General features: G+C 57.1%; 23 protein-coding genes. 7 read left to right on the top strand and 16 right to left on the bottom strand.

The window, feature by feature from the left end:
* Window positions 1–363: 363 nt before the first annotated feature.
* A complete protein-coding gene (locus tag HDF14_RS09425) occupies window positions 364–3945 on the top strand; it encodes a TonB-dependent receptor (protein ID WP_183975817.1) in 3582 nt (1193 codons plus the stop codon).
* Window positions 3946–4047: 102 nt separating this feature from the next.
* Here the strand turns inward: HDF14_RS09425 and HDF14_RS09420 are convergent, their stop codons facing one another.
* The 8 genes from HDF14_RS09420 to HDF14_RS09385 all read right to left on the bottom strand — a co-directional run bounded on the left by HDF14_RS09420 (window position 4048) and on the right by HDF14_RS09385 (window position 10145).
* A complete protein-coding gene (locus tag HDF14_RS09420) occupies window positions 4048–4875 on the bottom strand; it encodes a rhomboid family intramembrane serine protease (RefSeq protein WP_183975815.1) in 828 nt (275 codons plus the stop codon).
* A gap of 125 nt (window positions 4876–5000) precedes the next feature.
* Window positions 5001–5465: a hypothetical protein gene (locus tag HDF14_RS09415; RefSeq protein WP_313899530.1), complete on the bottom strand. Its 465-nt coding sequence runs from the start codon at window positions 5463–5465 to the stop codon at window positions 5001–5003.
* Window positions 5466–5598: 133 nt separating this feature from the next.
* Window positions 5599–6666 carry an MBL fold metallo-hydrolase gene (locus HDF14_RS09410; RefSeq protein ID WP_183975810.1) on the bottom strand — a complete coding sequence of 356 codons (1068 nt, stop codon included), beginning with the start codon at window positions 6664–6666 and terminating at the stop codon, window positions 5599–5601.
* 71 nt (window positions 6667–6737) lie between these two features.
* Window positions 6738–6977, bottom strand: coding sequence for a hypothetical protein (locus tag HDF14_RS09405; protein ID WP_183975809.1), 240 nt, complete (start codon window positions 6975–6977; stop codon window positions 6738–6740).
* A 20-nt stretch (window positions 6978–6997) separates the two neighbouring features.
* Window positions 6998–7453, bottom strand: a complete 456-nt coding sequence (locus tag HDF14_RS09400; protein ID WP_183975807.1) for a MaoC family dehydratase — start codon at window positions 7451–7453, stop codon at window positions 6998–7000.
* A 27-nt stretch (window positions 7454–7480) separates the two neighbouring features.
* Window positions 7481–8335, bottom strand: coding sequence for a hypothetical protein (locus tag HDF14_RS09395; RefSeq protein ID WP_183975805.1), 855 nt, complete (start codon window positions 8333–8335; stop codon window positions 7481–7483).
* A 25-nt stretch (window positions 8336–8360) separates the two neighbouring features.
* On the bottom strand, window positions 8361–9221 hold the full coding sequence (locus tag HDF14_RS09390) for a 3-hydroxybutyryl-CoA dehydrogenase (protein ID WP_183975803.1): 861 nt from the start codon (window positions 9219–9221) through the stop codon (window positions 8361–8363).
* Between the two features lie 9 nt (window positions 9222–9230).
* Window positions 9231–10145, bottom strand: a complete 915-nt coding sequence (locus tag HDF14_RS09385) for a PP2C family protein-serine/threonine phosphatase (protein WP_183975801.1) — start codon at window positions 10143–10145, stop codon at window positions 9231–9233.
* 101 nt (window positions 10146–10246) lie between these two features.
* On the opposite strand from HDF14_RS09385, the gene HDF14_RS09380 reads away from it, so the two are divergent.
* Window positions 10247–11149 carry a DNA-methyltransferase gene (locus HDF14_RS09380; RefSeq protein WP_183975799.1) on the top strand — a complete coding sequence of 301 codons (903 nt, stop codon included), beginning with the start codon at window positions 10247–10249 and terminating at the stop codon, window positions 11147–11149.
* Here HDF14_RS09380 and HDF14_RS09375 read toward each other — a convergent pair.
* The 5 genes from HDF14_RS09375 to HDF14_RS09355 all read right to left on the bottom strand — a co-directional run bounded on the left by HDF14_RS09375 (window position 11109) and on the right by HDF14_RS09355 (window position 14423).
* The gene (locus HDF14_RS09375; RefSeq protein ID WP_183975797.1) at window positions 11109–11675 is read right to left on the bottom strand and encodes a DUF4870 domain-containing protein; all 567 of its coding nucleotides are present in this window, start codon (window positions 11673–11675) and stop codon (window positions 11109–11111) included. The two genes, HDF14_RS09380 and HDF14_RS09375, sit on opposite strands and share 41 nt — an antisense overlap.
* Window positions 11676–11849: 174 nt before the next feature.
* Window positions 11850–12401, bottom strand: coding sequence for a hypothetical protein (locus HDF14_RS09370; RefSeq protein ID WP_183975795.1), 552 nt, complete (start codon window positions 12399–12401; stop codon window positions 11850–11852).
* On the bottom strand, window positions 12398–12661 hold the full coding sequence (locus HDF14_RS09365; protein ID WP_183975793.1) for a hypothetical protein: 264 nt from the start codon (window positions 12659–12661) through the stop codon (window positions 12398–12400). Before HDF14_RS09365 ends, HDF14_RS09370 begins: the two co-directional genes overlap by 4 nt.
* Window positions 12662–12731: 70 nt before the next feature.
* Window positions 12732–13457 carry a hypothetical protein gene (locus HDF14_RS09360; protein ID WP_183975791.1) on the bottom strand — a complete coding sequence of 242 codons (726 nt, stop codon included), beginning with the start codon at window positions 13455–13457 and terminating at the stop codon, window positions 12732–12734.
* A gap of 24 nt (window positions 13458–13481) precedes the next feature.
* Window positions 13482–14423 carry a metallophosphoesterase family protein gene (locus HDF14_RS09355; RefSeq protein WP_183975789.1) on the bottom strand — a complete coding sequence of 314 codons (942 nt, stop codon included), beginning with the start codon at window positions 14421–14423 and terminating at the stop codon, window positions 13482–13484.
* A gap of 117 nt (window positions 14424–14540) precedes the next feature.
* On the opposite strand from HDF14_RS09355, the gene HDF14_RS09350 reads away from it, so the two are divergent.
* From HDF14_RS09350 to HDF14_RS09330, 5 genes are all read left to right on the top strand, one after another.
* On the top strand, window positions 14541–14999 hold the full coding sequence (locus tag HDF14_RS09350) for a vitamin K epoxide reductase family protein (RefSeq protein ID WP_183975787.1): 459 nt from the start codon (window positions 14541–14543) through the stop codon (window positions 14997–14999).
* Window positions 15000–15113: 114 nt separating this feature from the next.
* Window positions 15114–15512, top strand: a complete 399-nt coding sequence (locus tag HDF14_RS09345) for a hypothetical protein (RefSeq protein ID WP_183975785.1) — start codon at window positions 15114–15116, stop codon at window positions 15510–15512.
* A 220-nt stretch (window positions 15513–15732) separates the two neighbouring features.
* Window positions 15733–16686, top strand: coding sequence for a radical SAM protein (locus tag HDF14_RS09340; protein WP_183975782.1), 954 nt, complete (start codon window positions 15733–15735; stop codon window positions 16684–16686).
* Window positions 16687–17020: 334 nt separating this feature from the next.
* A complete protein-coding gene (locus HDF14_RS09335) occupies window positions 17021–18523 on the top strand; it encodes a glycosyltransferase (RefSeq protein ID WP_260698187.1) in 1503 nt (500 codons plus the stop codon).
* A gap of 83 nt (window positions 18524–18606) precedes the next feature.
* Window positions 18607–18987 (top strand): hypothetical protein, encoded by a 381-nt coding sequence (locus HDF14_RS09330; RefSeq protein ID WP_183975781.1) that lies wholly within the window; start codon window positions 18607–18609, stop codon window positions 18985–18987.
* Between the two features lie 117 nt (window positions 18988–19104).
* Here HDF14_RS09330 and HDF14_RS09325 read toward each other — a convergent pair whose 3' ends face one another.
* From HDF14_RS09325 to rodA, 3 genes are all read right to left on the bottom strand, one after another.
* The gene (locus tag HDF14_RS09325; RefSeq protein ID WP_183975780.1) at window positions 19105–20097 is read right to left on the bottom strand and encodes a hypothetical protein; all 993 of its coding nucleotides are present in this window, start codon (window positions 20095–20097) and stop codon (window positions 19105–19107) included.
* 265 nt (window positions 20098–20362) lie between these two features.
* Complete coding sequence (locus HDF14_RS09320) at window positions 20363–24097, bottom strand: Rne/Rng family ribonuclease (RefSeq protein WP_183975779.1); 3735 nt, start codon at window positions 24095–24097, stop codon at window positions 20363–20365.
* A 588-nt stretch (window positions 24098–24685) separates the two neighbouring features.
* On the bottom strand, window positions 24686–25786 hold the full coding sequence (gene rodA, locus HDF14_RS09315; protein WP_183975778.1) for a rod shape-determining protein RodA: 1101 nt from the start codon (window positions 25784–25786) through the stop codon (window positions 24686–24688).
* Window positions 25787–25789 lie beyond the last annotated feature (3 nt).

Below are 25789 nucleotides of genomic sequence, written 5' to 3'. Positions count from 1 at the left end.
GTATTGATTACCTTTTTGATGGCTCTCTCAATGTGGTTTTAGATTGACTTCAGAAATTTTCTGTGTAGGTTAGTCGTACCTCCGATTTTTTAAAGTTTGTAAAATCATCGCGTTACGCGGACCCGGGACTCAATTGCTTCACATTGGGCCACAGCTTCTCGTTATTTGCGAGGAGCAGGATAGCCTATTCAAAATCGTTCAGTTCTTTGTCGAATTTCGTTGTCTCAGTAGTGCCCTGCTCTATAAGCTGCAATCTTCCCTACACGCAAGAACCACCTTTAGCCGAAGTTATCGAAAGGGGTTGTGATGAAACGCATAATCAGGAATGGCCAGTGTCCGAACCTTATAGAAGGTTTGACGAACATGATTTCGCTCAAAACCTCATTTTTTGTTGTCGCCTTCGCTCTCGCGTTTGCCATCTGTCCGGCCATGTATGGCCAGGCCACCGGTAGTTTTTCCGGAAATGTCCACGATAAATCCGGATCGGCCATAGCAGGAGCTACGGTCACGGTCACCGGCGAAGGCACCGGCCTGACTCGCGAAGCCAAAACGGACAGCGCCGGTCACTATCTGGTTCCTTTGATCCCCGTCGGCAATTACACTGTGCGCGTCGACTTCACCGGCTTTCAAAGCACCGAAGCGAAAGGTCTCAATCTCGACGTTGACCAGGCCCGCGAACTCGATTTCTCCATTCTTCCTGCAACCGTCGTCTCTACCGTGACGGTCTCCGGTGACGCCGTAACTACCGAGACCACGAACGCTTCTCTCGGCCAGGTCATTACCTCGCAGCAGGTGTCGCAGCTTCCCTTGAACGGTCGCGACTTCGTCCAACTCGCCACGCTCACCGCAGGTGCTACGGCAGAGACCAACACCGGCAGCTTTTTTAACGCCAGTGCAGACAGCGAGGTGGCCGCGCGCGGTGGGTTCTCTCTGTCGGTCGGCGGTTCCCGTCCTAACAGCACCGATTGGCTCCTCGATGGAATCGACAATAACGAACTGACGGCAGGCGGTTATGGCGTCTTAACTTCCATCGACGATATCGCGGAATTCAAGGTGCTCACCTACAGCTATTCCGCGGAATACGGTACCCGCGCCGGCCCTACCGTGCTGGTCACAACCAAGTCGGGTACAAATAACTTCCACGGATCTCTCTTCGAGTTCGTCCGCAACACCTCCTTCGACGCGAAAGGCCCTTTTGCCACTACAACCCCGAAGTTCAATCTGAATCAATTTGGTGGCTCTATCGGAGGGCCCATCATCCACAATAAAACGTTCTTCTTCGTGGATGGCGAGCAAAAGTATCAACGCCAGGGAATCACCTTCACCGGTCTGGTTCCTTCATCGGCAATGCACAATGGCGACTTTTCTGCCGACCCCTTCGGTCAACCCGTCTCAGGTTTAGCCATTGCCAACCCTAATATGGCTGGCTCATCCACCAACCCGGCCAACTACCCAAACGTCTACTTCCAATGCGACGGCGCAGGCAATCCGATACCCGCGAACCCCGACGGCAGCCAGTCACAGGGAACCCCCTGCAGCAAGATCCCCAGAAACCTGATTAACAGTGCTGGCCAGGGACTGCTCAATATCTATCCTGCGCCCAACGCTTCCGGCGGAAGTTACAACTATGTCAACGAGCCCGTCCGCATCCTGAACGAAACCAAATTCGATATTCGACTGGACCATACGCTCACGGCCAAGGACAACCTGTTTGGCCGTTTCAGCTACGACCAGGCATTCTCTTTTGCGCCCGGCGGCGCTCCCACCCTTGCCGAAGCCAACGCCTTCGGCAGCAATGAAAACCTCATCAATCACGCACGCAATACCGGCATCGGCTGGAGTCACGTGTTCGCGGCTAACACACTCAACCAGGCCACCTTCGGGTACGACCGCATCTTCAACTACATTGACTCACAGGGTAACTTCACCTGCGGATCGGCCCTTCTGGGCATTCCCAATGCCAATACTGGCTGCTCGCCGGACGGTACCCCACTTCCCGGAGGCTCCTACAGTCAAGGTATAGTTTCCGTTGAGCCCACCAGTGGATATTGGTCACTTGGCGATCGCGGCTACTCCCCCTTTCAAGGTGGAACCAATATCTACTCCTTCAGAGACGATCTCGACCTGATCCGCGGCAAACACGATATTCACGTCGGCATCGATCTCCGGGCCAATCAGATGAATGTGGGCACAGAAGCCTTTGGATCCGGCTTTCTGCTCCCTGGTGTCACCGGAAACTTTACCGGGGGAGGTACAGCCGGCGGCAATCCCATGGCCGACCTGCTGATGGGGATTAGCGGCGGCGCCATCCACGACCAGACATTCAATGGCGCTGTCACCGGCCGCCGCTGGAAGATCATAAGGCCCTTCGTCGAGGATGACTGGCGGATCATCCCGTCGCTGACGCTCAATCTGGGCCTGGCGTGGGGCATTACGAGTCCGATCACCGAGGTCCATGACCGGATGGCGAACTACATTCCTTCGACGAGAGAGCTTCTCATCGCAGGTCAGAACGGGGTGAGCCGTTCGGCGGGCATCGACAGGTTCGGTGGTGCGTACGAACCACGCTTAGGCTTCGCCTGGAAGGTTGCGGGAAGCGACAAGACCGTGCTCCGCGCCGGCTTCGGCATCTACCACGACTCGGTCTGGAGCCAGGGCGCGCAGGGCCTGTGGCAAAATCCACCCAACCTCGGCGAGACGGATCAATTCGCCGGGGCGGGCTGCGCCTTTGCGACTTCATTCTGCGCCCTTAACGGCCAGACACCTTCGGGAACCTTTTTCCTCTCCGACGGCTTTCCGATTCCGCCCACGCCGGGGACTGTGGACAATTTCCAAGGCACGTTCTACTACCAGCCGCCCCACTTCCAGCCCGGCAGGGTTCATCAATATAACGTCAACGTGGAACGCGAGCTACCAGGCAATGTTCTGCTCACCGCTGGCTACGCGGGCGCGGTCGCCGGCCACATTCTGGTAAGCGGCAATGCCATCAACGTCAACAGCCCCTCTGCTTGCGGAGTCGACTCTACCTATACGATCGGTTGCCTGCCCGGCGGCGCACCCTACGTCTTTCCCTTCCCCACCGAGAACTTCAACTCGATCATTCTCTTTGGCGATGTAGGCAAAACACATTACAACTCGCTGCAGATTAAAGCAGAGACCAAGGCGCCTAAGCACGGTCTTTACGGGCTGATCGCCTACACCTACTCCCGGACATACGACAACGGTCTAAGCGACGGCCTGGGCTCGTTGTTGAGCGCGGTGTATTTCCCACTCCCCAACTGGCAAAATCTCGACTGGGGCCTGTCGCAGATCAACCTGAATCACAGCTTCACTGCAAGCATCATCTATGATCTGCCATTCGGTAAGGGCAAAGCGTTCGGAAGCACCTGGGGCCCTGTGACCGACAGTCTTCTTGGCAACTGGCAGGTGACGCTGATTGAGAGGATCTCTTCCGGGTTCCCGGTTCCACTCATCGACAGCAATAACCAGTCCGGCACTACCTTCAATGAAGGCGGCAACAGCTTTAACTACAACCGGCCCGACCAGGTTCCCGGCTGCGATACGCACTCAGCAAGTCATAGCCACTACCAGTGGATCAACTCTGCTTGCTTTACCCCGCCTCAGGCCCAACAAATTGACAGCACCACCGGCGCGTTGATCACCCCCGGCAAACTCGGCAACGCCAATCGTGTCCCCGCCACGGGACCCGACTTCGTCAACTCCGACTTCTCACTCATCAAGCAATTTCGCCTGCCTCGTGAGATGGGCTTGAACTTCCGCGCTGAATTCTTCAACCTCTTCAATCACCCACAGTACGGATCGCCAATCGCCGACATCAACTTCAATTCACCGGCTGCGGGCACAGTGTCCCCGTTCTTCGGCTCAGTGAATTCAATCGTCAACAACCCGCGCTTAATACAACTTGCCCTCAAACTGACGTTCTGAGTACGTTCATCTTGCGGGTCAGCGGGAGTTCAGCGAGTTCGCAAGTCGGCGAGAAGTTCGCTGGCTTGCTAACTCGCTGACTTGCTAGTTCGCTAAGCAAACCTACCTGAGCTTGGTGATGAAGTACGCGAAGAGGAACAGCAGAAACGCGGCGGCGGCGAAGGTGATCTTCTGCCGCGCAAGGTAGCGGGCACGGCCGGAGGTCATGCGCGGCACCAGCGGGACACCCAACGCCAATCCGCTGAGAAAGCCGCCGATATGAGCGTGATTATCGATGCGCACAATGCTGGTAAAGTTGGCGCCGATGCCGATGATCAGATTCAACACTGCGAACTGGATAACGGACCGTCGAAGGCGATTAAGTTCGAACGCCGGGATCGGGAGGTTTTTGTTCGAAAGCAGTACGATCAGGATGCCGGCGATGCCGAAGACCGCACCCGAAGCTCCTGCGCCAACCGAGGTGTAGTCCCGAAACACCACGTTGGAACACAGACCCAGCAGATTACCAGCGACGCCGGTGATGACGTAGACAGCGATCAGCCCGAAGGGACCCAGCAGGGGTTCGCCCAGCAGCCCAAGGTTCCACAGGCACCACATATTGGTCGCGATGTGAAGCAGACCGACGTGAACGAAGGTAGCCGTGAGCAGGCGATACCACTGGCCATGCAGAATGAACTCTGTGTTTGTGGCGCCGAAGTAGAGCAGTTGGCCCGGAGTGGGGCTGCTGGGCGAGACCCCCCGAAAAATCATGTAGCAGAAGACGGCGATATTGATGCCCAGCAGGATGTACGTGCCAGGCGTGGCGAGGAAGTTCCAGCCGCGTTCGCGGGAATTTGGGCGCGACACCTCTCGCTCATAGTCGGGGATCGGATGATCGGTCGTTGCGCCGGTGTGCGGAGGAAGGACTTCGCCTTCAGGAGCGGGGGACATGGTTTCTCTACGCTATCAAATGCAGGGAGACATCGGTGAGTTGTCGTCAGCAGCGGAAAGCTAACGCGATTCTAGGAAGACGAGCCAGGCTCCCGCTGCTGACAACTCAACAATTCACAACTGTCTCAGGCAGCGTTTTTGGTGAAGCGGTCGCGAAGATCTGCGGGAATGCGCTCCTGGACGATGCCCCCGATAAAGCCCGGAAGCGGAGTCGCGACGGCAACCAGAACCCAGAGAAGCGTCGAGAAGACAAGACCGGCAATCGCGACAGCCTCAAGCGAGACGGCGACGGCATGTGCCTGATTCAAATGGACCCTGACGGTATTGATGTGGGTGACAAGCTCAACTCTGTGAATGACGACGGCCGCCAGCAGGAATGCCACAATGGAGAGCGTGCTGACACTGATCAGGAGAACATCGATGGTGCGGGCAACACGTTGGCGGCGACGGCAATGGGTGCAGTCGGACAAGTGCTGATCGTAGTCCGTACGCATGGCGGGAGAGAGACCAGAGATGTCATAGCGCCAACCGGAAAGGATATCCCCCACCACCTGATCGATGCAGCCGGAGGCATGGGTTCTACGGTTCACTGGAAATGCTAACGCTGTTTTTTTCATCACTTTATAGTCACCATTCTACCTGTTAGACAGCCGGAGGGAAAGAAAGGATTCATCGAACAGTAACCGTAAAAGGCACCCCGGGTAAACATTGGTAACACAAGAGTTATAGGCAGATTGGATCAAGAGGGGCAGATTGTCCCGCCAAAAGAATCCGGTTACCGAGCAAAGTCGGCTGATCGCACAGAGCCTGTTCCGCCGCAAGCCGCGCCAGCTCAGGAGCGTTATTGGACTCGGAGAGATGGCCGAGAACGATCCAGGCAGCGCCACCGTCGTAGTCCTTCTGCAGAAACTCCGCAGTCGCATGATTCGACAAGTGGCCGACCCGCGACAGAACCCGCTGCTTGACCGACCAGGGATACGGCCCATCGCGGAGCATCTCGAGGTCATGGTTGGACTCGAGCAACAGAACATCGATGCGCTTCAGGGCGGATTTGACGTTGGGTGGCATGTAGCCCAGGTCCGTCGCGAGCGCCATGCGAATTCCTTCGGATTCGAAGACGAAGCCGCAGGGGTCCGCCGCATCGTGCGGAATGGTGAAGGGAGTGATGTCGATGTCCCCGATGGAAAACCGTGTGCCGGAGTGGAAGTACTCGACAGCAGGCAAGTGAGTGGGATCGCTCTTCAAGGCAGCTTTTTGTGCGGCAGCAGACTCGAGTTCAGCGCCGCAGAGCTCTTCATCGTCAGGATCGATGGGAAGCTCAAGAGGCGCGTTGGGGTCGTCTGAGCGGTTGAGCGCGGCAGCCTCGGCGGAGATGCTTGCGATCGCCTCGGACTCCGCGGCTAACTGGGCGGCGAGACCAGCGGTCGAGGTGCTTGCGGTTATGGTGGCAGCGCGGGCTTCCTTTTCGCGCTGTACATGATCGAGCCACTTGGCGTAGGTCATCGTACTGCGAGGGGTGAGCATACGCACCCAGGCGCGGTGGGTCGGCTCGGTGAAGAAGACGGGTATTTGGAGGCGGCGGGCAAGCACCGCCAGGCCAGCAACGTGGTCCTGATGCTCATGCGTGATGAGAATGGCATCGAGTGCGGTAGGGTCTTCTCCGGCGATGGCCATGCGCTTCAGTAGCTCGCGGCAGGAGAGGCCCGCATCGACCAGGACGCGTGTCCGGGAGCTGGCGATGACGGTGCTATTGCCTTTGGAGCCGGAGGCGAGCACTGTCATACGCATCATTGGGTAAGAATACGCCGATTGGTTGTGAGTATCCGGCCAAGGTAACCAGATTGGTTCGCGCTGCTGCAGCTTCAGGACTCCAGTCGATGAACCGCAGCGATATCGGCGAGAAGCGTCGAACGGCCGCCGCTTCCTATCGGGACAAAATTGCCATCGGGACCCGGTTCGACCTTCAGGTAGAAGACGTCGGGAGTATCCCCGTCATCGAAGACGAAGAGGATTTGAGCGAGGAACTGCTCGCCCTCGACGGTCTCCAGCGTAACCACGCCGTCGATGCTGGATTTGAGAAGAGCGAGATCTTCACTAGTCATTGCAATCGGCTCGTTCGCGGCTAGGTGGTCGGTCTGACAGGAGCGAGGAAGTTGACCGTCGAGCGCATGACCACCTGGTCGCGCTGGTTGAAGGCGAGTGTGCGGGTGCGAACCACGCCGTACTCCTTGCGGGAGTTTGATTGGCGGACACCTACGACCTCAATCTCGGTGCGGAGTGAATCACCGGGCCGAACGGGCTCAGTCCAGCGCATCTCTTCGACGCCCGCGCCGATCATGCCGCCAGCAACCGTGATCGACTGAACGCGAAGACGCATAACGATGGCAGCAGTAAGCCAGCCCGATGCTGCTAGACCCTTGAAGAAGGAGTTTTCGCCGGCAGCCTCGTCCAGGTGGAAGGGTTGCGGATCATACTTGGTGCCGAACTCTTTGATCTCTTCGGCGGTCACCTTGGCCTGGCCAAGCGAATGGAACTTCTGGCCTACGTAAAAGTCTTCGTAATAAAACTCCTGCGGCATGTCCTCTCCCTCTTCTATTTATATCTTTCAGTGTATCCCCGGAATCGCCGTGTCGGCCTGTGGGCTTGCTCGGAGGGCGTACCCTGCTGCCTGACGGACGTGCTCGTTCTCGCTCAGATTCGCCTCTAGAGCGAGCAGTGTATTGTGCTCCCTTTCCATAGCGTGTTCGCCAAGCTTTTGCGATATCTGAATGATCTGTAACTTCAGCTCATCGTTCTTGGTCTTCGACAAGAGCTCGGCCACAGCATCCAGCACCTGATCCGAAAGCGGCATGTTTTGCAGACTGAAGATCGCCTTCGCCTTAACTGTATCCGGTAGTCTCGGACTACTGAAAAAGTCTGCGAGAACGGTATCGGCATTCACAATGTGCCGCCTGGTCGCGAGCAGTCCCAGTCCAACCGCCAGTGCCGGATAGGCGGTTCCATCTGCAATCTTCCGGTCCGCTGCATCTTTGAATTGGGCGAGGATGGACATTGGTATGCCATAGTCTGTCACGAGGCTAACGCATACATTCTGTGAAGATTCCTTGCTCCTGTCGATGCAGGTGAACAAAGTAGACCCTAAAATCTGCCGGTCACTATCCGAATTGCTCTTCCGACGCATCAGGTTACCCAGCGAAGCAAATGCCCAGAAGTTCACCGTTGAATTCGAGTCCGCGAGATCAGCTTCGAGAAGACGGCAGGCGGCGGCCACATCGAGATTCGCGTCTGCCAAGGCCTCAGCCTGTGACGCGTCGAATGCTTGTTGGTCAAAGGTTCCCCCCCGAACTTGTGAGGGCATCTTCTGTAGAGCGGTGAGAAACGAAGCAGGCTGCGGAGCCGGCGACTGAGCGAAACAGCTGACAGAAGCTAACGCGATGGCTAGAAACGTCGAGTGTCCCATAAAACCTCAAAATTGAATCTAGGTACTACCCTGTCGGATAGGTGTAAAAGCCGCGACCTGATTTTCTACCTAGCCAGCCGGCATCGACCATGCGAACCAGCAACGGACAGGGATTGTACTTCGGACTTCCAAGACCTTCTGCGAGAACGCGCATGATGTCAGCACAGACGTCGAGACCAATGAAGTCGGCGAGGGTAAGCGGCCCCATGGGATGCGCCATGCCAAGCACGAAGACCTGATCGACAGCTTCGGCTGTGGCCACACCCTCCATCACGGAGTAGATAGCCTCGTTGATGAGCGGCATCAGAACGCGATTTGAGATAAATCCGGCAGCATCATTCACCTCGACAGCAGTCTTGCCGAGCTGTTTGGAGAGTGCGTGAACGGCATCGAAGGTGGCCTGTGAAGTCGCGAGGCCACGAATAACCTCGACGAGCTGCATAACAGGCACCGGATTGAAGAAGTGCATGCCGATCACGTTTTCAGGGCGCTTCGTCACAGCGGCAAGCTTCGTGATTGAGATGGAACTGGTGTTGGTCGCGAGGATAGCGTCTGCCGGGAGAATGCGGTCGAGATCGCGAAAGATCTCTGACTTGATCGCGAACTTCTCGGTAGCCGCCTCGATTGCCAGGCTGCAACTGCCAAGCGCTTCGCGGTCGAGCGTAGGGTTGATGCGCGCTCTTGCCACGTCGGCTTGCTGCTGGGTGAGCTTGTTCTTCGCGACTTCGCGAGCAAGGTTTTTTTCGATAGCGGCAAGCCCGCGATCAAGAAACGGCTGCTGCAGCTCGTAAAGGATTACGTTGAAGCCGGAGCGGGCGCAGACGTGCGCGATGCCGTTGCCCATGGTGCCGGCGCCGAGAATTGCAATCGTTTTCAAGTCGGACATAAGGGAGTTTCAGACGACTTCGCAGTGTAGCAGTTTGCGAGGGGTCTGCGAACTGTGGGTCGCATAGACCAGGCGGGGAAGATCAGGAACAACGGCGACCAGCAGCACCGTGATGTTGTCATGGCCGCCGTTGCGATTTGCGACCGTGATGAGCACTTCGCACGCCTTGGTGAGCGCGTCTTTGGTCTGCGGCTTAGGGATGGCGGCCAGAATCTCCGCAATCTCTTCATCGCTGACCTCATGGGTCAACCCGTCGGAGGCGAGCATGTAGACATCGTTCGGCTGTGGGCGGTGGCTCTGAATCTCCGCCTCAACGGTGGGCTGCGAACCTACCGCGCGTGTGATGAGGTTGCGCATGGGCGATCTCGCCGCCTGGGCCATGGTGATCTGCCCGGCGCGAAGTTGTTCTTCGACCAGCGAGTGATCAATGGTGAGCTGCTCGAGCTTGCCCCGCCTTTGCCGGTAGCAGCGACTGTCGCCGACGTGGCCAAGCCAGAGCGTCGGAGGATCGGTGAAGCGGGAGTTGATGTGGTTGGTCGACGAGCGGCGGGCAGCGCTTGCCTTGCCATTTTCTCCATTGACTACAGGAGTGTGCAGCAGTGAGACCAGAGTCGTTCCCATGCCGTTGTACTGTCGCGACTGGCGGGACTGCTGGTAGACGGCGTGATTTGCTGCCTGAATGGCCGCGTTGAGACGAGCCTGCGGCCTCTGCATCTCTTCCCCGCTACTCGGCTGTGGCCTGAGATTGGCCAAAAACGTATCCGCAGCCAGATTGCTCGCGACCTCTCCCGCTGCCGCGCCGCCCATACCATCGCAGACGACGAACGCCCCAATCTCAGGCGCCGCAGCACAGGTGTCTTCGTTACCATGACGGACGCGGCCCCGGTGGGTCAGCATAGCGTAGATGAGGTGATTGGGAGACATAATCAAAACTTGGCCGATGCAGCCAGGCCTTCGAAGAGAACGATACACGTCGCAGCAGAAGAGACCAAGGGTACGTTAGTGTTAGGAGCGGAGACGATGGTATGAACCGGATCGTGCATGGAGACAATCTCAACATTTTGCAGGCGATGGCCGCCGCGTCCGTAGATCTGATCTACGTCGATCCCCCTTTCAACACAGGAAAACGGCAGGCCCGCAAACAGATAAAGACCATTCGCGACGAAGCGGGCGACCGCATAGGATTCGGCGGTTTCCGCTACCGCACCGAAGTACTGGAGCAGCAGGACGGCGGTCAGGGCTACGGCGACAGCTTCGACGACTTCCTCGGCTTCCTGCGACCGCGCCTGGTCGAAGCACACCGCATCCTCTCCGCCACCGGCTCCCTCTTCTTCCACATCGATTACCGCGAAGTCCACTATTGCAAGGTCATGCTCGACGAGATCTTCGGGCGCGAGTGTTTCCAGAACGAGATCATCTGGGCCTACGACTACGGCGCGCGCGCGACCAAACGCTGGCCCGCCAAGCACGACAACATTCTTTGGTACACCAAGGACCCGAAACAATACACCTTCAACCTGAATGAGAGCGACCGCATCCCCTACATGGCTCCCGGACTGGTGGGTGCGAAGAAAGCAGCGCGAGGCAAGACACCGACCGACGTCTGGTGGCACACGATCGTCTCGCCCACCGGCAAAGAGAAGACCGGATACGCCACCCAGAAACCATTGGGAGTTCTTGAGCGGATCGTGCGCGTCCACTCAAACGCCGGTGATACTGTGCTGGATTTCTTTGCCGGCAGCGGTACCACCGGCGCAGCCGCAGCGAAACATGGGCGCAGCTTCGTCATGATCGACGAGAGCACCACCGCCATAGCCGTGATGGAAAAACGACTCGCAGCCTTCAGCCCGCGGAGAGAGGACCCCCCCCCCCCCGCGGCAAAGAACGCTAAACGGCGCGCGCCTGCTTCTCAGCGAAGTCGCCAATAATCGGCAGCTTGTACCACTCGCCCTTGCTGGCTTTCAAAATGATGAAGAGCCACACCAGGAAGAGGCCTAAGCCGATCACAAGATGAATCAACGAAAATAGCAGGACAATTCCGGGAATGAAGTGCATGGCTACCTCCCCGATCGTGATGAGCACCTGCAACACAGTCGCTGCAACGCATAGCCCAATCGACTGCCACGAGTGAAATTTCACCAGCGGCATCTTGTTGTAGGGTTCAAGCACCAGGAAGATGATCGCAGGAATGATCGTAAGGTACGCGATAGCCGCAGCCGCATTCTCCGAGAGCCCGGTGCTGGTCGCAGCCGGCGGAGCCGCAGTGTACGCAGGAGGAACCGCTGAATAGGCTGGCGGAACATTTGTGTAGGCCGGTGGGACATTTGTGTAAGCTGGTGGAGGAGGCGCACTGGAACCTTCGGCAGCGCCGCCCGCCGCAGCCAGGGGCGCACCGCAGCTGCTGCAAAATGCACTTTGGGAGGAGACTTCGTGGTGGCAGACAGGACACTGCATGGCATCACTCCTGAGAGATGAAATTAGCATCTGGACACAGAACACAGCTCAGCTCGAGACAGCTCTGGAAGTTTGACCTCGTCTGAAGTGCTACCAAGCATACCGCTGAATCGGCAAGGTTCAATCCACTTTTTTCAAATCTCTACGCGATTTGATACGGTCACACGCCGCTGATTACTGGTGTTCATGCCTTTGCTCCGTGGCTAGGCAGTCCTCGATCGCCTTCTGCCACTCCGGCCCGCTCCCTGCGTCACGCTTCCCCATAGCGAGCACGTCTTCATTTGCGGCTGCGTCGAGAGCGGTCCGGACATAGATCACCTCGACCTTCGTCGTCGAGGAAGTGAGATTGGAGAGGCGCACGTCAATCGTAGAGACAAGCGTATCGGGGATAAACGACACGTACTGCATCCGGCCGCCCACCGGATCGAAGACCGTATTGACCCACACGCTTTTGTGCGGGCCGTGCTGCACCGTGAAGACGGCTCCTTCGATATCCTGAGCCGGTTGGGGATACAGAAACTCCGGATTCCAGTGCGGGCCCGCCCAGCACCGCTCTCCCTCCGGCCCGAAGAGTCCCGCTGCACGACCGAGCGGGGCCGCGACAACGAACTGGAAGCTGTTGCGGACATGCGCCGGCGAGGCCGCAGCCTGCGCACTCGCAGCGGACTGTCCTAAACCTGCTGCGCCTGTTGCAAGTGCGAAAGAAAGTAGCTTCGTTGCGTTCATCTTCTCTCCTTCAATCGATGGCTGTCCGACGCACGCAGCGTCAGGCCATAGATTCCCTTCAATTTTTCGATCTCCTTCAGCGTCTGCGGTGAAAACGGAGCCTTGCCTTCAAACGCATGAAGCACAATTCCCTCCAGCAGATCGCCGAGACTCATGTCCTTCAACTCAGCTACGGCCTTCAGCACTTTCAACAGCCGTTTCTCCATGCGGACCCCTGTCTGCATCCGTTCAATCTCAACCAGGTTCTTCGGTTCCGTCATATGTACCAATGTACCATGGTAGCAATATCAAGACTAATCATTTTTGTTGCCCAGGCTGTTGGGACGACGCTCAGCAATATCCGAGAATTTCAAGAATTCGTTGAGCATCTGCCAGCGGGAACGCGGAGGTCTTCACGCAGCGGCTGCAGATCTCATGGACGTCGGTCGAGTAGACAGGATCGACCAGCAACTCCGGTCGCACCGCCACCAACCTTCGAATCTCCGCCGCCACACTTGCGAAGCTCTCCGGACGGTGCGTTTGCCTGTGCTCCTGCCAAGCCGATTCAACATCCTCGTGCGTTGAAAGATCCAGTAGCCGGAGAAAATCTCTCGCGTACTTCGGAGCAATAGGACGGTGTTCGTGCAAATCCAAACACAGTCTTGCCGCTCTCGCTGTCAGGTCTTCGTGAGAGATCATTCGGAGGCTTTGAGACATTTCCTCAATTGGCAGAGTCCGATCCATCACTGAACCGTAAGCGCGGAAGACATCGATTCTGACTCCTGTCTCTTCGTCAACGCCCTGCAAGAGCGTCTTTCCTGGCGGATCGTTCGGATGGACGTGTCGGAACAAAAAGTCTTCAGCCAGACCCGTAGGAATGCAATCAAAAGACGGCACGATGAAATCGATATCGTGCAGAGTACGAATCGACGCTAGCCCCACGCGTTTTTTAATGTGGAGTTCAGTGACAAATCCCCCGGCCAGCGCCCACCGCGATACATCGTGCCGGAATAGTTTGCCTAATGTCCGCTCAGCTCGAAGCTTATCGGATTCAGTGAGAACATCCTCGAAGATCATGCGCCCTTCAAGTAAGTCTGATCTCTAGGTATTTTGTGGTGCGACCGACTGGAAGCCGGAGGGCTCGTAGTGTGTGGTGAGTTTGTTGTTTGCGACGGTAACGACCGTAAATCCTTCGGGTGTGCCGAGACGTGTGCCGTGCCACCAGTTACCGCAGACAGCTCCGCTGGTGATGTACGGGACGCCCTTCCACAGGACTGTTTCGTTGATGTGAGTGTGGCCTTGCAGGACGCCGAGAACGTTGTGTCCGGCGAAGAGATCGAGTACCTGGTTGGCGTTGGCAACACTCAAGCCGTGATGAGCCGGAGCTACTGCCGTCTCCGGGATATACGCCCCAAAGGCCGTGACCAGGGGAATGTGGATCGAGACGATGACGGGGGTCTCAGGACGCAGCGCAGTGAGATCGGCGGCGAGCCACTGGAGTTGGACCGCATCAACGCGGCCCTCGTAGGCGCGGTCCGGCGTAATACCGATCGAGTCCAGCACGATGAAGTGGTGGCCTTTGTGATCGAAAGAGTAATACAGCTTGCCGAAACGCTGTTCGAAGAGCTTTTTGCCGTAGAGCGGATCGTCCTGCGCGACACTGCTCGCCGGGTAAATGCCGAGAACGTCGTGATTGCCGATCGTGTGATACACCTTCACACCGAGATCCTGCTCAGTCTTGTCATAGAGATCGAAGAGCGTTAGGGCGCGCTGCTTTGGCACACCAAGAGCGTCGAAGACGTGGTCGCCGCCGTTGATGGCGAAGTCCGCTTTGACCGCACGGGCCTTCTTGAAGGCCATATCGGTGCCGACCACACCATTGAGCTCAGGCTGGATATGTGCATCGGTGACAAAGAGAAAAGTGAATGGCTCCTGCGCATGTACTGAAGGGGTGGATGCGGAGAGGATCGATGGTGCAACAGCCGCGGACACACCGGTGGCTCCAAGCAGGCTGAGGAAACGGCGGCGGCTAAGAGAGGACATCACAAGGCCATGATAATCCGCACAATCGCTCAGTTTGATGAAGGCAGGATGACCAAAGAATTTTGGCTCCCCAAACGCCCGCACACGAAGTCAAACGACGGCAAGTAAAATTAAACTATGAAGTATCTGATTGCCCTGTTAGCGGTTGCTGGAATCGTAGTTTCGACAATGGCGCTTCACGTCCACTATATTGATCCCGGTCTCGCGCCACCCTGTGCGGTCACCGAAAAATTTGACTGCGGTGCCGTGAATCACAGCCGGTTCGCAGTCTTCCCTCCCCGCACCTTCGACGAAGATCCGAAGGCGGGGTCGCACATTCCCGTCGCGATGCTCGGCATCGTAGGCTACGCAGTGATTGGCGTGCTCGCTCTGATGGGCCGCTGGTGGCTGGTCTTCGAGTTCGCCCAGATTGGGTTTCTGTTCGCAGCCTTTCTCAGCTACATCGAGGCCTATGTCCTACAGAAGTGGTGTATCTACTGTCTGTGGTCGCAGGGGATCGTGACGGCTATTCTGCTGGTAACGGTCGTTGCGCTCGTGATGAGATGGCGTCAGGGGCGCGCAAAGTTGACCCCATAGAAACCTGAAAATAAAAGATTCGGCATGAACCGGCAAAATGGGTGTCTGGGCTAGGATTAGGCATCGGTTTGAGCTGCTGTCTCCACCAATCAAACAAGAAAACAGGAGTAGCGTATGTGGCCGAAGGTAATCGCACAGTTGTTCGAGCTGCTCCCTCACATATCCCGGCTGTTGCCGTTGGCCGACAAGTTCTTCACGTCCAAGGTCGCCTCTGAGAAGGCGAGCGAGGCGGCTATGGTGGCAATGGCCGAGGGGGTTCGCGGCGACTTGGGGCAAGTCACCAAGGCGCACCTGGGGCTCTATCGTCAGTTGCAGGACCAGAGCGCACAGATCACCGCAGTAGGCGAAGAGGTAAAGCGGGCGCGGCTTTCGATGGAGCAACACGAACACAGGATGGCAATGCTGGAGAAGGGCGTGGCATCGTTTGGCCTGTGGCTGAAGGCAGGGGTCTCGCTGCTGCTCGTACTGGCAGTGGTGGTGATTGTTCTGCTGGTTGAGTTGCTCCACCGGTAGCCGTCCGGGATTTGACGGCCGCTGAAAATAAAGTTCAAAAACGTGGCGCATTGTTCAGCGCCGAAAAGGTGACGGTTAAAACGCCACGTTAGCCACACATTTCACCACAATCTCACCACGTTTTCACCACAGCAAAACACCCCAAAAACGCAAAATCCCCCTACAATTAGGCACTTTTCCCCATCCAGATTTTTTTCTGCCAAAAACGTAGAATTGAAGCATGGGAATTAGCCGGAACGAAGCTCTGGACTGCTTTCGCAGCGACGACTTGATTGGAATTGGAATGGAAGCCGATGCGGTACGCCGCCGGCTGCACCCCGAAGGCGTAGTAAGTTATGTCATCGACGGGAGAGTCACCTACACAGAATCCGCAACTGGCGCGGGTTTTGATCCACTCTGCGAGAAGATCTCCGACATCGTTGCAAGGGGCGGCCATGGCGTGATGCTGCAGGGTGAGGTAACCCCGGCACTCACAATCTCCTGGTTTGACGGGCTTTTTCGCAGTATCAAAAAGCGCTTTCCTGCCATCTGGCTACACTCCCTCTCTGCCAGCGAAATCTTGTCGATCGCGGAACACTCGGGAACTACAGTGCCGGACACGATTGCCCGCCTCCGCGACGCCGGACTCGACTCAATCCCCGGTGATGACGCGGGTATTCTCGATGAAGAGGTGCAACAGGGCGCTCGCCAAAAGTGGACAACTGCGGATTGGCTTGCTGTCCACCGCGCCGCACACAAGCTCGGCATGCAGACTACCGCGACGATGACCTTCGGCTGCGGCGAGACGATGGAGCATCGCGTAAATCATTTGGAAGCAGTACGTAGTTTGCAGGAGGAGACGAACGGCTTTGCCTCGTTCACACCGTGGAGCTTCGCGCCAAAATCCTCGTCAGTGCAGGGGTTCGAGGAGGCGACGGCGGTTGAGTATTTGAGGACGCTTGCGATCTCGCGCATGTATCTCGATAACGTCCGGAACGTTCAATCGAATCTCGAGACCCAGGGTCTGAAGGTTCTGCAGGTTGGATTACGATTCGGAGGCAACGACGTGGGCAGTGTGATGCTCGCCGAAGGCTCAAATGCCGCGACTGAAGAACAGCTGCGGCAGGTGATTCGCGACGCGGGTTTCAAGCCGGTTCAGCGCGATACGGTTTATCGAACGATGTTTTTGAACTAGGCAGCTGCCGCCCTTGCTTTCGGGATACCTCGAAGCAGTTGCCATGGACTGGCTCGACTATCCGGTATCAATGGGATTCTGATTGAGCCGTCTGAGTGCGTTTGAATCAGATTTCAAGCGGCGATTCGCGTAGAATCGGTTGGGTACTCGAACCTTCGGTGGAGCAACGATCCTGCACTTTTCTCTTCGATTATTGGCGTCTCAACTCGGGTTTCTGGTCGGTCCAAAGGGCTTCGGTCACTATTGGAAGACTCACTACGCGGATAAGACGTTTGAGCATCTCTATCGATGGAATGCATTCGATACGGCGCTGCTAATTCCCTACTTTATCGTCATGATTATTCTGGCGTTTTATGGGATTCACCGCTATCAGCTGGTATGGCTCTACTTCAGAAACAAAAAGAACGCGGCGAAGTGGACTGAGCCGCCGATGCGGTTCGCCGAGGGCCAGTTGCCATTCGTGACGATTCAACTGCCGATCTTCAATGAACAGTTTGTAATCGAACGGTTGATTGAGGCTGTGTGCAGGCTGGATTATCCGCGAGACCGGTTCGAGGTGCAGGTACTAGACGATTCCACCGATGAGACGACCGGCGTGGCACGGGATATCGTTGAGCGGTATGCGCAGGGGTTTGTCGGAATGGAACCGCAGCCGATTGTGTATCTGCACCGCAGCAACCGCCATGGATATAAGGCCGGAGCGCTGGACAAAGGACTCGACGTGGCGCGGGGCGAATTTGTGGCAATCTTCGACGCCGATTTTGTACCGCCGCGGCAGTGGGTGATGCAGGTGATCCATCACTTCGCACAGCCGGAGATCGGCATGGTGCAGACGCGGTGGACACACCTGAACAGGAACTACAGCTTCCTGACACAGGTTGAGGCCATCCTGCTCGACGGACACTTTGTGCTCGAACATGGAGGACGAAGCCGGGCTGGAGTTTTCTTTAATTTCAATGGTACGGCGGGGATGTGGCGCCGAGAGACAATCTCGACTGCCGGCGGCTGGCAGCACGACACGCTGACGGAAGATACCGATCTGAGCTACAGGGCGCAGTTGGTAGGATGGCAGTTCAAGTATCTGCAGGATGTGGAGTGTCCAGCGGAGTTGCCGATCGAGATGACTGCGTTCAAGACACAGCAGGCGCGATGGGCGAAGGGGTTGATCCAGACTGGGAAGAAGATTTTGCCGCGTGTGCTGAAAAGCGATGCGCCATGGCATACGAAGCTTGAGGCGTGGTATCACCTGACGGCAAATATCAGTTACCCGCTGATGATCGTGCTGAGTGTGTTGCTGATGCCGGCGATGATTATCCGCAGCTGGCAGGGCTACATTCAGATGCTGCTGATCGATTTTCCTTTGTTCATCGCGAGCACGATGTCGGTTTCGACGTTCTACATGGTGAGCCAGAAGGAGCTTTATCCGAAGAGCTGGTACAAATCCATCGTCTACGTCCCGTTCGTCATGGCGCTGGGGGGAGTAGGGCTGACGATCACCAATACCAAAGCCGTGATGGAAGCGCTGTTCGGAGTGAAGAGCGCCTTTGCGAGGACGCCGAAGTATAGCGTGAAGAAGAAGGGTGAGAAGAGTCAGGCAAAGGTCTATCGCAAGCGACTGGGAGTAATTCCCTGGATTGAGATGGCGATTGGATGTTATTTTGCATGGACGGTTTACTACGCAATCTCAACGGAGAACTTCTTTACAGTGCCGTTCCTGGTGCTGTTTGTGTTCGGGTACTGGTATACCGGTCTGTTGAGCCTGTTGCAGGGGCGGTTTGAACGGAGCCGCGATCCGGATCAGGAGATGCACGAGAAGCCATATCCAGTGGGAATTTAGGAGAATCGGGCTGATAGACTTGAATTCTATGTCTCGAGAAAAGTCGCCAGAGGACCGCGGCGCAGGGGCACTGGAATAGGCAGATGATTACTGGCAGTTTTCTTGTACTTGCAGTCGTTCTTGGGTACCTGGTGACGGTCGGACTGTCGATGGCGGCGACCTTTGGCATTACTGCGGCTTCGCCCGATCTAGTCGCGCAGGGCCACCGGATCACGCAAAGATACAGGTTTCTCCAGGATGGAGTATGGCTTATGTGCACGATGGTGGGTGCGTATGTGATGGCTCTGATTCTCGGGAGAGAACACTCTCCGTGGTTGGGAGCAGCGGCTTTGGTTACGGTTTTAGTAGGGGTGCTGTGGACGAATGCCTGGGAGAGACGACAGCGTGGGATCGGACATCAGATCCTGATAAGTCTTGCGACAGTAGTCGGGGTGGGCGTGGGATTCTTCTTTCGGCTTCATTAGTCATCCTTTGGCGGTAAGCATGGATTCGCATTTTAGCCATCGATCTATCTAGTGAAAGCACAAAAGAAGAGAGACCGATGGTCTCTCTTCTTTGTGCTTTCATCGTGGCAGGCAAGGTTAGAAGCGAAGACCGAAGGTGACCGGGATGTAACTCGTCTTCGCGCTGTTCTGAGGAAACACATTGAAGCCGTTGCCATTCGCGTCTCCGAGAGAGAAGTCTCTTTGTGAGTTGAAGGTGTAAACGTAGCGACCTTCCACATAGAGACGCGTTGAAGCGAACCGAGACATTTTGTAAGTGAAACCAAGACCTGCATTCACACCGAATGCATTGCTGGTGTACTTGTCGATGGTTGAGTTGGCGTTAAACTGGAAGCAGCCGAAGAAATCACAGGCAGTACCGATCGTTGGCACGGTGAAGTTTGCGGTCTTGTGATAAAAACCCGCTCCACCGACCACATACGCGCCCATGGTATCGGAGGTGTAGTAGTTGACGATTGGATTGAGAGTAAAGGACCAGTCGTGGCTATTTCCTCCCAACTGAGTGAGCGGATTGCCATTCTGATCAGTTGCCCCAAGAGCGTTATAGATTGCCAACAAATTGTTGAGGGTTGAAGTGTTGACGCCGAAGTTGTCGTAGTCGAATTGGGCGATGACACCGAAGGTCTTGTTGAAGTTGCGGCCTACGCCGGCCTGAATCTTCCAGCTGGTATCGAGTGCGCCGTGAGTCGGTCCGGTGGGTATGGTGAAGCCACCGCCGACAAGGAAGGTGTACTTCGATGAGCCGTCAGAGTTGGTCCGGCTGTCGTTGTAGTTTGGATGGCTGTAGCGACGACGAGGCGGTGGCTGGCTGGCATCGCTATTCAGGTTGAAATCCAGAGCGTTGGCAGTCTCGGCGCTGCCAGTGCTGCTGCTGTATCCGAGGTCGTCTGGAGCAGAAAGATTGAGTGGTGCTGCGAAACTCGTCTTAAGGTTGACTGGCGGCAGAGATGCTGCAGTGCCGGCGGACTGCTGCGCGTGAAGGCCCATGGTCCCTGCTGCGGCGAGAAAAGTGACGGCCGCGGTGTGGCCAAGGATTCGGTGTAGGCGATTCCCAGTGATCTTCGTTTGCATCTTCGTGTAGCTCCCTTGGTGCTGCGAGGTTCTTCATTGGCTTGAACCCAACTGTAACGCGCTTGTTGTGTATGACGCAGGAAATGTCGTTTGGGATGACACTTAGGACAGAGTTTTTACTTTTGGGCGCGGTGCAAGCTAATGAAGAAAGCGTAGTTACGGGCGTCCAGAGGATCGGACGCCCGTGTGTTTTGTGGCTGAATCTTGATCTATTTCGGAGATTTTATCACTAAACTTTAGCCCGACTAAGGCTCCGAAGAAGGATCTAGTGAATATCGAACTGCTCGGGGTGGAGGCTAGGATCGGATTTGACGAGGATGGTTTTGCCGACCATCTCTTCCATCTCCTGAAGCCATTTCGTGCCCGGTGCTTTGAGCTGTTTGACGACATCGGGATTCACGCGAAGCATGACATCGCCGCGGTCGAGATGCTTCTGCATCTTGCGCATCTCGATGTAGATGTCGTTGCAGACGGTGACGGGTGATTTGACCATTCCAGTGCCGGTGCAGATGTTGCAGGTAGTGGATAGCGTGCGCTCGAGCGACTGCTTGACGCGCTTGCGGGTAATGGCGACCAAACCAAAATCGTTGAACTGAAGAACCTTCGAAGGAGCACGATCGTTCTTCAGCTCTTCTTCGAGCGCGGCCATAACCTTGTTGCGGTTCTTGCGCTCGTCCATGTCGATGAAGTCGATGATGATGATGCCTCCGAGGTCGCGCAGACGAATCTGGCGAACGATCTCAGGGATGGCATCGAGATTTGTTTTCACGATGGTGTCTTCGAGGCGAGCGGTCTTGCCGACGAACTTACCGGTGTTGATGTCGATCGCGACGAGGGCTTCGGTCTGGTTGATGACGATCGAGCCGCCGGACTTGAGCCAGACTTTAGAGCGCAGAGCCTTGTTGATCTCTTCGGTGATGCCGAATTGCTCGAAGAGCGGGGTTTCTTTGGTGTAGAGCTTGACGCGGCGAATGAGTGACGGCTGGAATCGCTGAAGGAACCGTAGAACGCGCTCGTATTCGCTCTCGCTGTCGACCCAAATAGCGGAGAAGTTGTCGGTGACCTGGTCACGAAGGATGCGCTCGACGAGATTGAGGTCGTGGTAGATGAGGGCTGGGGATTTCGAGGATTCGGAGCGCTGCTTGATATCGGCCCAGAGGTTGAGGAGGAAGCGGAGGTCGGAGCGGAGTTCCTCTTCGGTGGCTCCTGATGCGGCGGTGCGGACAATAAAGCCGCCGGCAGCCTCGCCCTTTTCGCTGAGCAGAATCTCCTTCAGGCGGCGGCGCTCGCTATCGGAGTCGATCTTGCGAGAGACACCTGTGTGGTTGACCGTGGGCATGAAGACGAGGAAGCGGCCAGGAAGGGCAATGTGCGATGTGATGCGTGCTCCCTTTTTGGCAATGGGCTCCTTGGCGATCTGAACGAGAATCTCCTGGCCAGGCTTGAGCAGTTCGCTGATAGCGGGAAGGTTGGTTGACTGCATCGAACTGCGGCCACCACGACGGTCGCGGCCGCCGTTGTTGGCACGCTCGCGGTCGCCAGCCCCTCCGGTGTTGCGAGGACGATCGCTACGGTCTCCGCGATCACTGCGGCCATAACGGTCTCCGCGGCGGCCATCACGACGACCATCACGGCGGCCACGGCCACGATCCTGGTCGCGATTGCGGTCGAGCGAAGGAGCGGCTGCCCCGGCCTGGGCCTGGTCGAAGCCGTTGGCGGGTGATACTTCATCGCCCCCAACCATCTCTTCGTGGAGGACGTCTTCTTCGGTGTCGGATTCGTCGAGATCTTCTTCGTCGTCGGTCTCTTCGAGATCGCCGATGAGAGGATCGTAGACTGCATCCTCTTCTTCGAGGTCGTCCTCCTCTTCTTCGTCTATGTTGCCAGAGCGGGTGATCTGGTCGATGGACATCTCGCGGAGCATGGTGCCGAGGTCGGCGGCCCCTTCGAGCGTCTCTTCTTCTTCGAAATCGTCCATCTCTTCGATGGAGCTGGCGTGAAGAGTGGTGTTGAAGTCCTCCTCGTCGAGAGTCTCCTCTTCGAAAGTGCCGATGCCAGGTGCGAAGTGCTGAGGAGTTGCCTCGTCGGCGATGACGTATTCGGCTGGATTTGCGATCGCCGTCTCGTGTTCAATCGGAGAGACCGTCTCAGTTGCATGTTCGGGAGTGAAGGCAGCGACTGGAGCTTCGGAGTGCATCTCGCCGGTGGCATGAAGGGTGGTCAGCTCATGAGGTGCGGGGGCCGTTTCGCCCGGTTCAACGTGAGTTGGTGCAGGTGTCTGCCAGTCGAATGGCTCGTAGTCTGTGTGTGCGGGCTCGGCTCGGAGTTGGGCAACGGATTCGCCGGGGCCGGGAGTGATGCTGTGAGTTGCGTTGTGATCCTGAACTTGCGACTCGATGACGGTCTCTGACTGGACCTCTTCAGGTGCCTCCAGGACGGGCGCGCTTTGGCGGTACTCGCTGGGCGCTGCGGGATCGATGCGATAGGACGCGGAAGCGTCGGTCGGCTCGTATTCGGCCGGTTCTGCAAGAACCTCTGGCAGCGTCTCGTCCATGGGGATAGGAGCGACGGTGAGGGCAACTTCTGGCTGTTCTTCGATGATATCTGTGACACTGAATCCGTCGGCTTCGCGAATGACTTCAGCGTGGGGCAGAGGAGTCGCTGAACTGTCATTGCGGTAGTCAGCCGTGGTTTCCTGGCGATGCTCGGCGCGGGGCTCGTTACGATTTTCCTGGCGACGACGGCGAGAGAGAGTTTCACCGGGCAGAATAGCTCCGCCATCCCAGCCTTCAGGAATGTTGAACCCCGGAGCTGACGGGATGATTACATTGATGTCGACAGGCTTGGAAACTGCAGCGACCGACTCTTCTCCTCCTTTGCGGTACTTGGAGAGAGATTCGCCTGGGAGAATGATGGGCTCGGGCGCGTTCGCATCGAGTTCGGGAGCCTGATCGTAGGCAGGTGAATCGTCGACGCCGTAGAGTGAGGTTTTGGGGGCAAAACCGCGGGGGATGCGGGGTTCGCGATCACGGCCACCGCGATCGCCACGGTTGCCGCGGTCTCCACGATTTCGATCTCCACGGTTGTTGCGGTCACGACGGTCGTTGTCTCTTCCGTCTCTTCCGCGGTTGCCGCGATCTATATTTTCCTGAGGCGTGCCGGCTGTTTCGACCGCGTTGTAGACAGGTGGGACGTGGGCCGCGGCGGTTGGAGTGGAGATAGGCGCAGCGGCTCCGTCGATGTCGAAAGAATCTTCATCATAAGCGGATTCGCTCGGAGCAGTGCCCAGGACTGCGCCAGCGATGTCCGGAGACTCGTCGCGCTGACCTGGGCCACGGCCACGACGACGGCCGCGACGGCCACGCCAGCGGCGGCTGCCGTCGGCACCAGGGGCGCCTTCGCCAATCTCTCCACCGTCAGTGCGGTCGGTGATGATGTTGTCTGTTGGCTGGTCGGCGGCGAAGTAGTCCGCAACCGGGGCGTTGAACGTGTCATTTTGCGATGTGGGCGCAAGGGGGTCGGCGGTGGGCTGACGATCGCGGTTACCGCCGCGGTCGCGGCGTCCTCGTCCACCACGGCCACGGTCACCACGGCCATTGCGGTCGCCGCGATCGGTCCGCTCAGAGGAACGGAGGCCGGAGTCAGTGGTTTGGTCTAAGCGATCCGGGGGGCTGGCGACGGTGCCCTCGAGGATGGGAGCGTTTCCGTTGCGACGGCCTTCGGAGCGACGGCCAGAGTCGCTGTTGGTGTCGAAGTCGGCTGAATCGCCAGCCTCCTCCATGAAGTCGGTGATGTAAAGAAAAGCGTCGCGCTCGAGGCCGATGTCGACGAATGAGGACTGCATGCCCGGCAGAACGCGGGTAACTTTTCCGTTATAGATGGATCCGGCGAGAGTGTATTCGTTCTCGCGCTCGTAATAGATTTCGGTTAGTTCGTCGTTTTCGACGATGGCGAGACGAGTCTCGTGGGGGGTACTGGAGATGTATATTTCTTTCGACATTCGCTGTGCTCTTTCTGCCCGACCTGGTTGAGGTTCGAGCGGCAGACGCGACAGAGAACAATCGGGAGTCAACCTGGCTTACGGCCGGGTTGGGCTCACCGTGGAGCGGACAGATTACGGGCTGCGGAAGCGCGTGAACGAAACTCGACGACCGGTGCGAGGTGGGAATACAACTCTGCCGTGGGCGCACTCGCTGAGAGGGCGGATTGGGCGATACCGGGTAGATCGGGAACACGGGGGGATGCTTCGAGCAATTCGAGACATGCGGAGTTTGTGACCAGAACAACCTCAAAATCAGAGATTTGAGGCGGGGCCGTTCGCCATCCGGATGCAATCATTCCCTAAAACCTGTCCGGCCAACGGATCGATGTCTCTGGCTGGCCGGCCTTTTCTTCTAAAAAGTCTTTTGTTGCCGCTGACTGGCGACCGTGCGCCCGAGTAGCGGGGTACACTGAGCGGCATCTACAGCCGAACAGGTGTTGCTAACAGTATTGCACTAAAGCCGCTACAACGGGAAATTTACCTCTCTGTAATACTGACAATTGTTCCCTTTCGAGGAACTTTTGAGGCGATTCCGGTAATGCACCTCTAGTTGACGAAGCGACGCATGCGGATGTTCATGACAATGCCAAGGGAAAGAAAGGTGAACAGGACCGAGGAACCGCCGTAGCTCAGCAAGGGCAGAGGAATCCCTGTAACGGGCATGAGGCCGACGACCATGCCGACGTTAACGGCAATCTGGAAGACGATAACCGCGACCACCCCCATGATGATGAAGCTGCCGGGCAGATCGGAAGCGGTCTGAGCGTTTTGAATCAGGCGCATGAGGATGAGGAAATATAAGAGCAGGACGCCGAGAGCCCCGACGAAGCCGTGCTCTTCGCAAAATGCGGCGAAGATGAAGTCGGTATAGGGGATGGGAAGAAAATCGCCCTGAGTTTGGGTCCCCTTGTTGGCACCTTTGCCCCAGATGCCACCGGAGCCGACCGCAATGAGGGATTGGCGGATCTGATAACCCGAGCCGCGTGGGTCGGAGTCGGGATTAATGAAGGCGTCGATGCGTGCCTGCTGGTACGGCTTGAGGTGTTTGCCGCTCTTCCAGGCAACACCCCCGATCATCGCCAGCGCAAGCAGCACGAGACCCACTTGTTTGAAGCGGATACCTCCGAGGAAGAGGCCGCAGATCAGAATGGGTAGGTACGTCAGAGCAGTGCCGAGGTCGGGCTGTTTCAGCACGAGAGCCATCGGGACGACGACCATAACGGCCGCCTTTCCAATGTCGCCCCAGGTTAGTTCCTTTCCTGCCAGTCCCCAGAAGTACCGGGCGACGGCGACGATGAGGACGAGTTTGACCCATTCGGATGGCTGAAAGTGAATACCGCCTGGAAATTTGATCCAGCGGCGTCCGCCGAGGACTTTGGTGCCAACGGCCAGAACGGCGATCAACGAAAGGATGCTGATGCCGTATGCCCAGTGAACGATGTCGATCAGGCGGTGGTAGTCGATGAGCGAGACGATGAACATCAGGATCAAGCCGACGGCGAGGAACTGGATCTGCTTGTGATCGAAGCCGTGGAACTTGGTGTGGAGCGTCGCTGATTTGATCTCGAGGACAGAGATGAGCGAGAGCAGAAGCACGAATCCGAGAAGGACCCAGTCGAAGTCGCGGTAGGAGGAGAGGCGGGGCATGGT

It is taken from the genome of Tunturiibacter gelidiferens (assembly GCF_014201335.1).
GTDB lineage: Bacteria > Acidobacteriota > Terriglobia > Terriglobales > Acidobacteriaceae > Edaphobacter > Edaphobacter lichenicola_E.
This window is presented reverse-complemented; position numbering and strand designations above follow the sequence as displayed.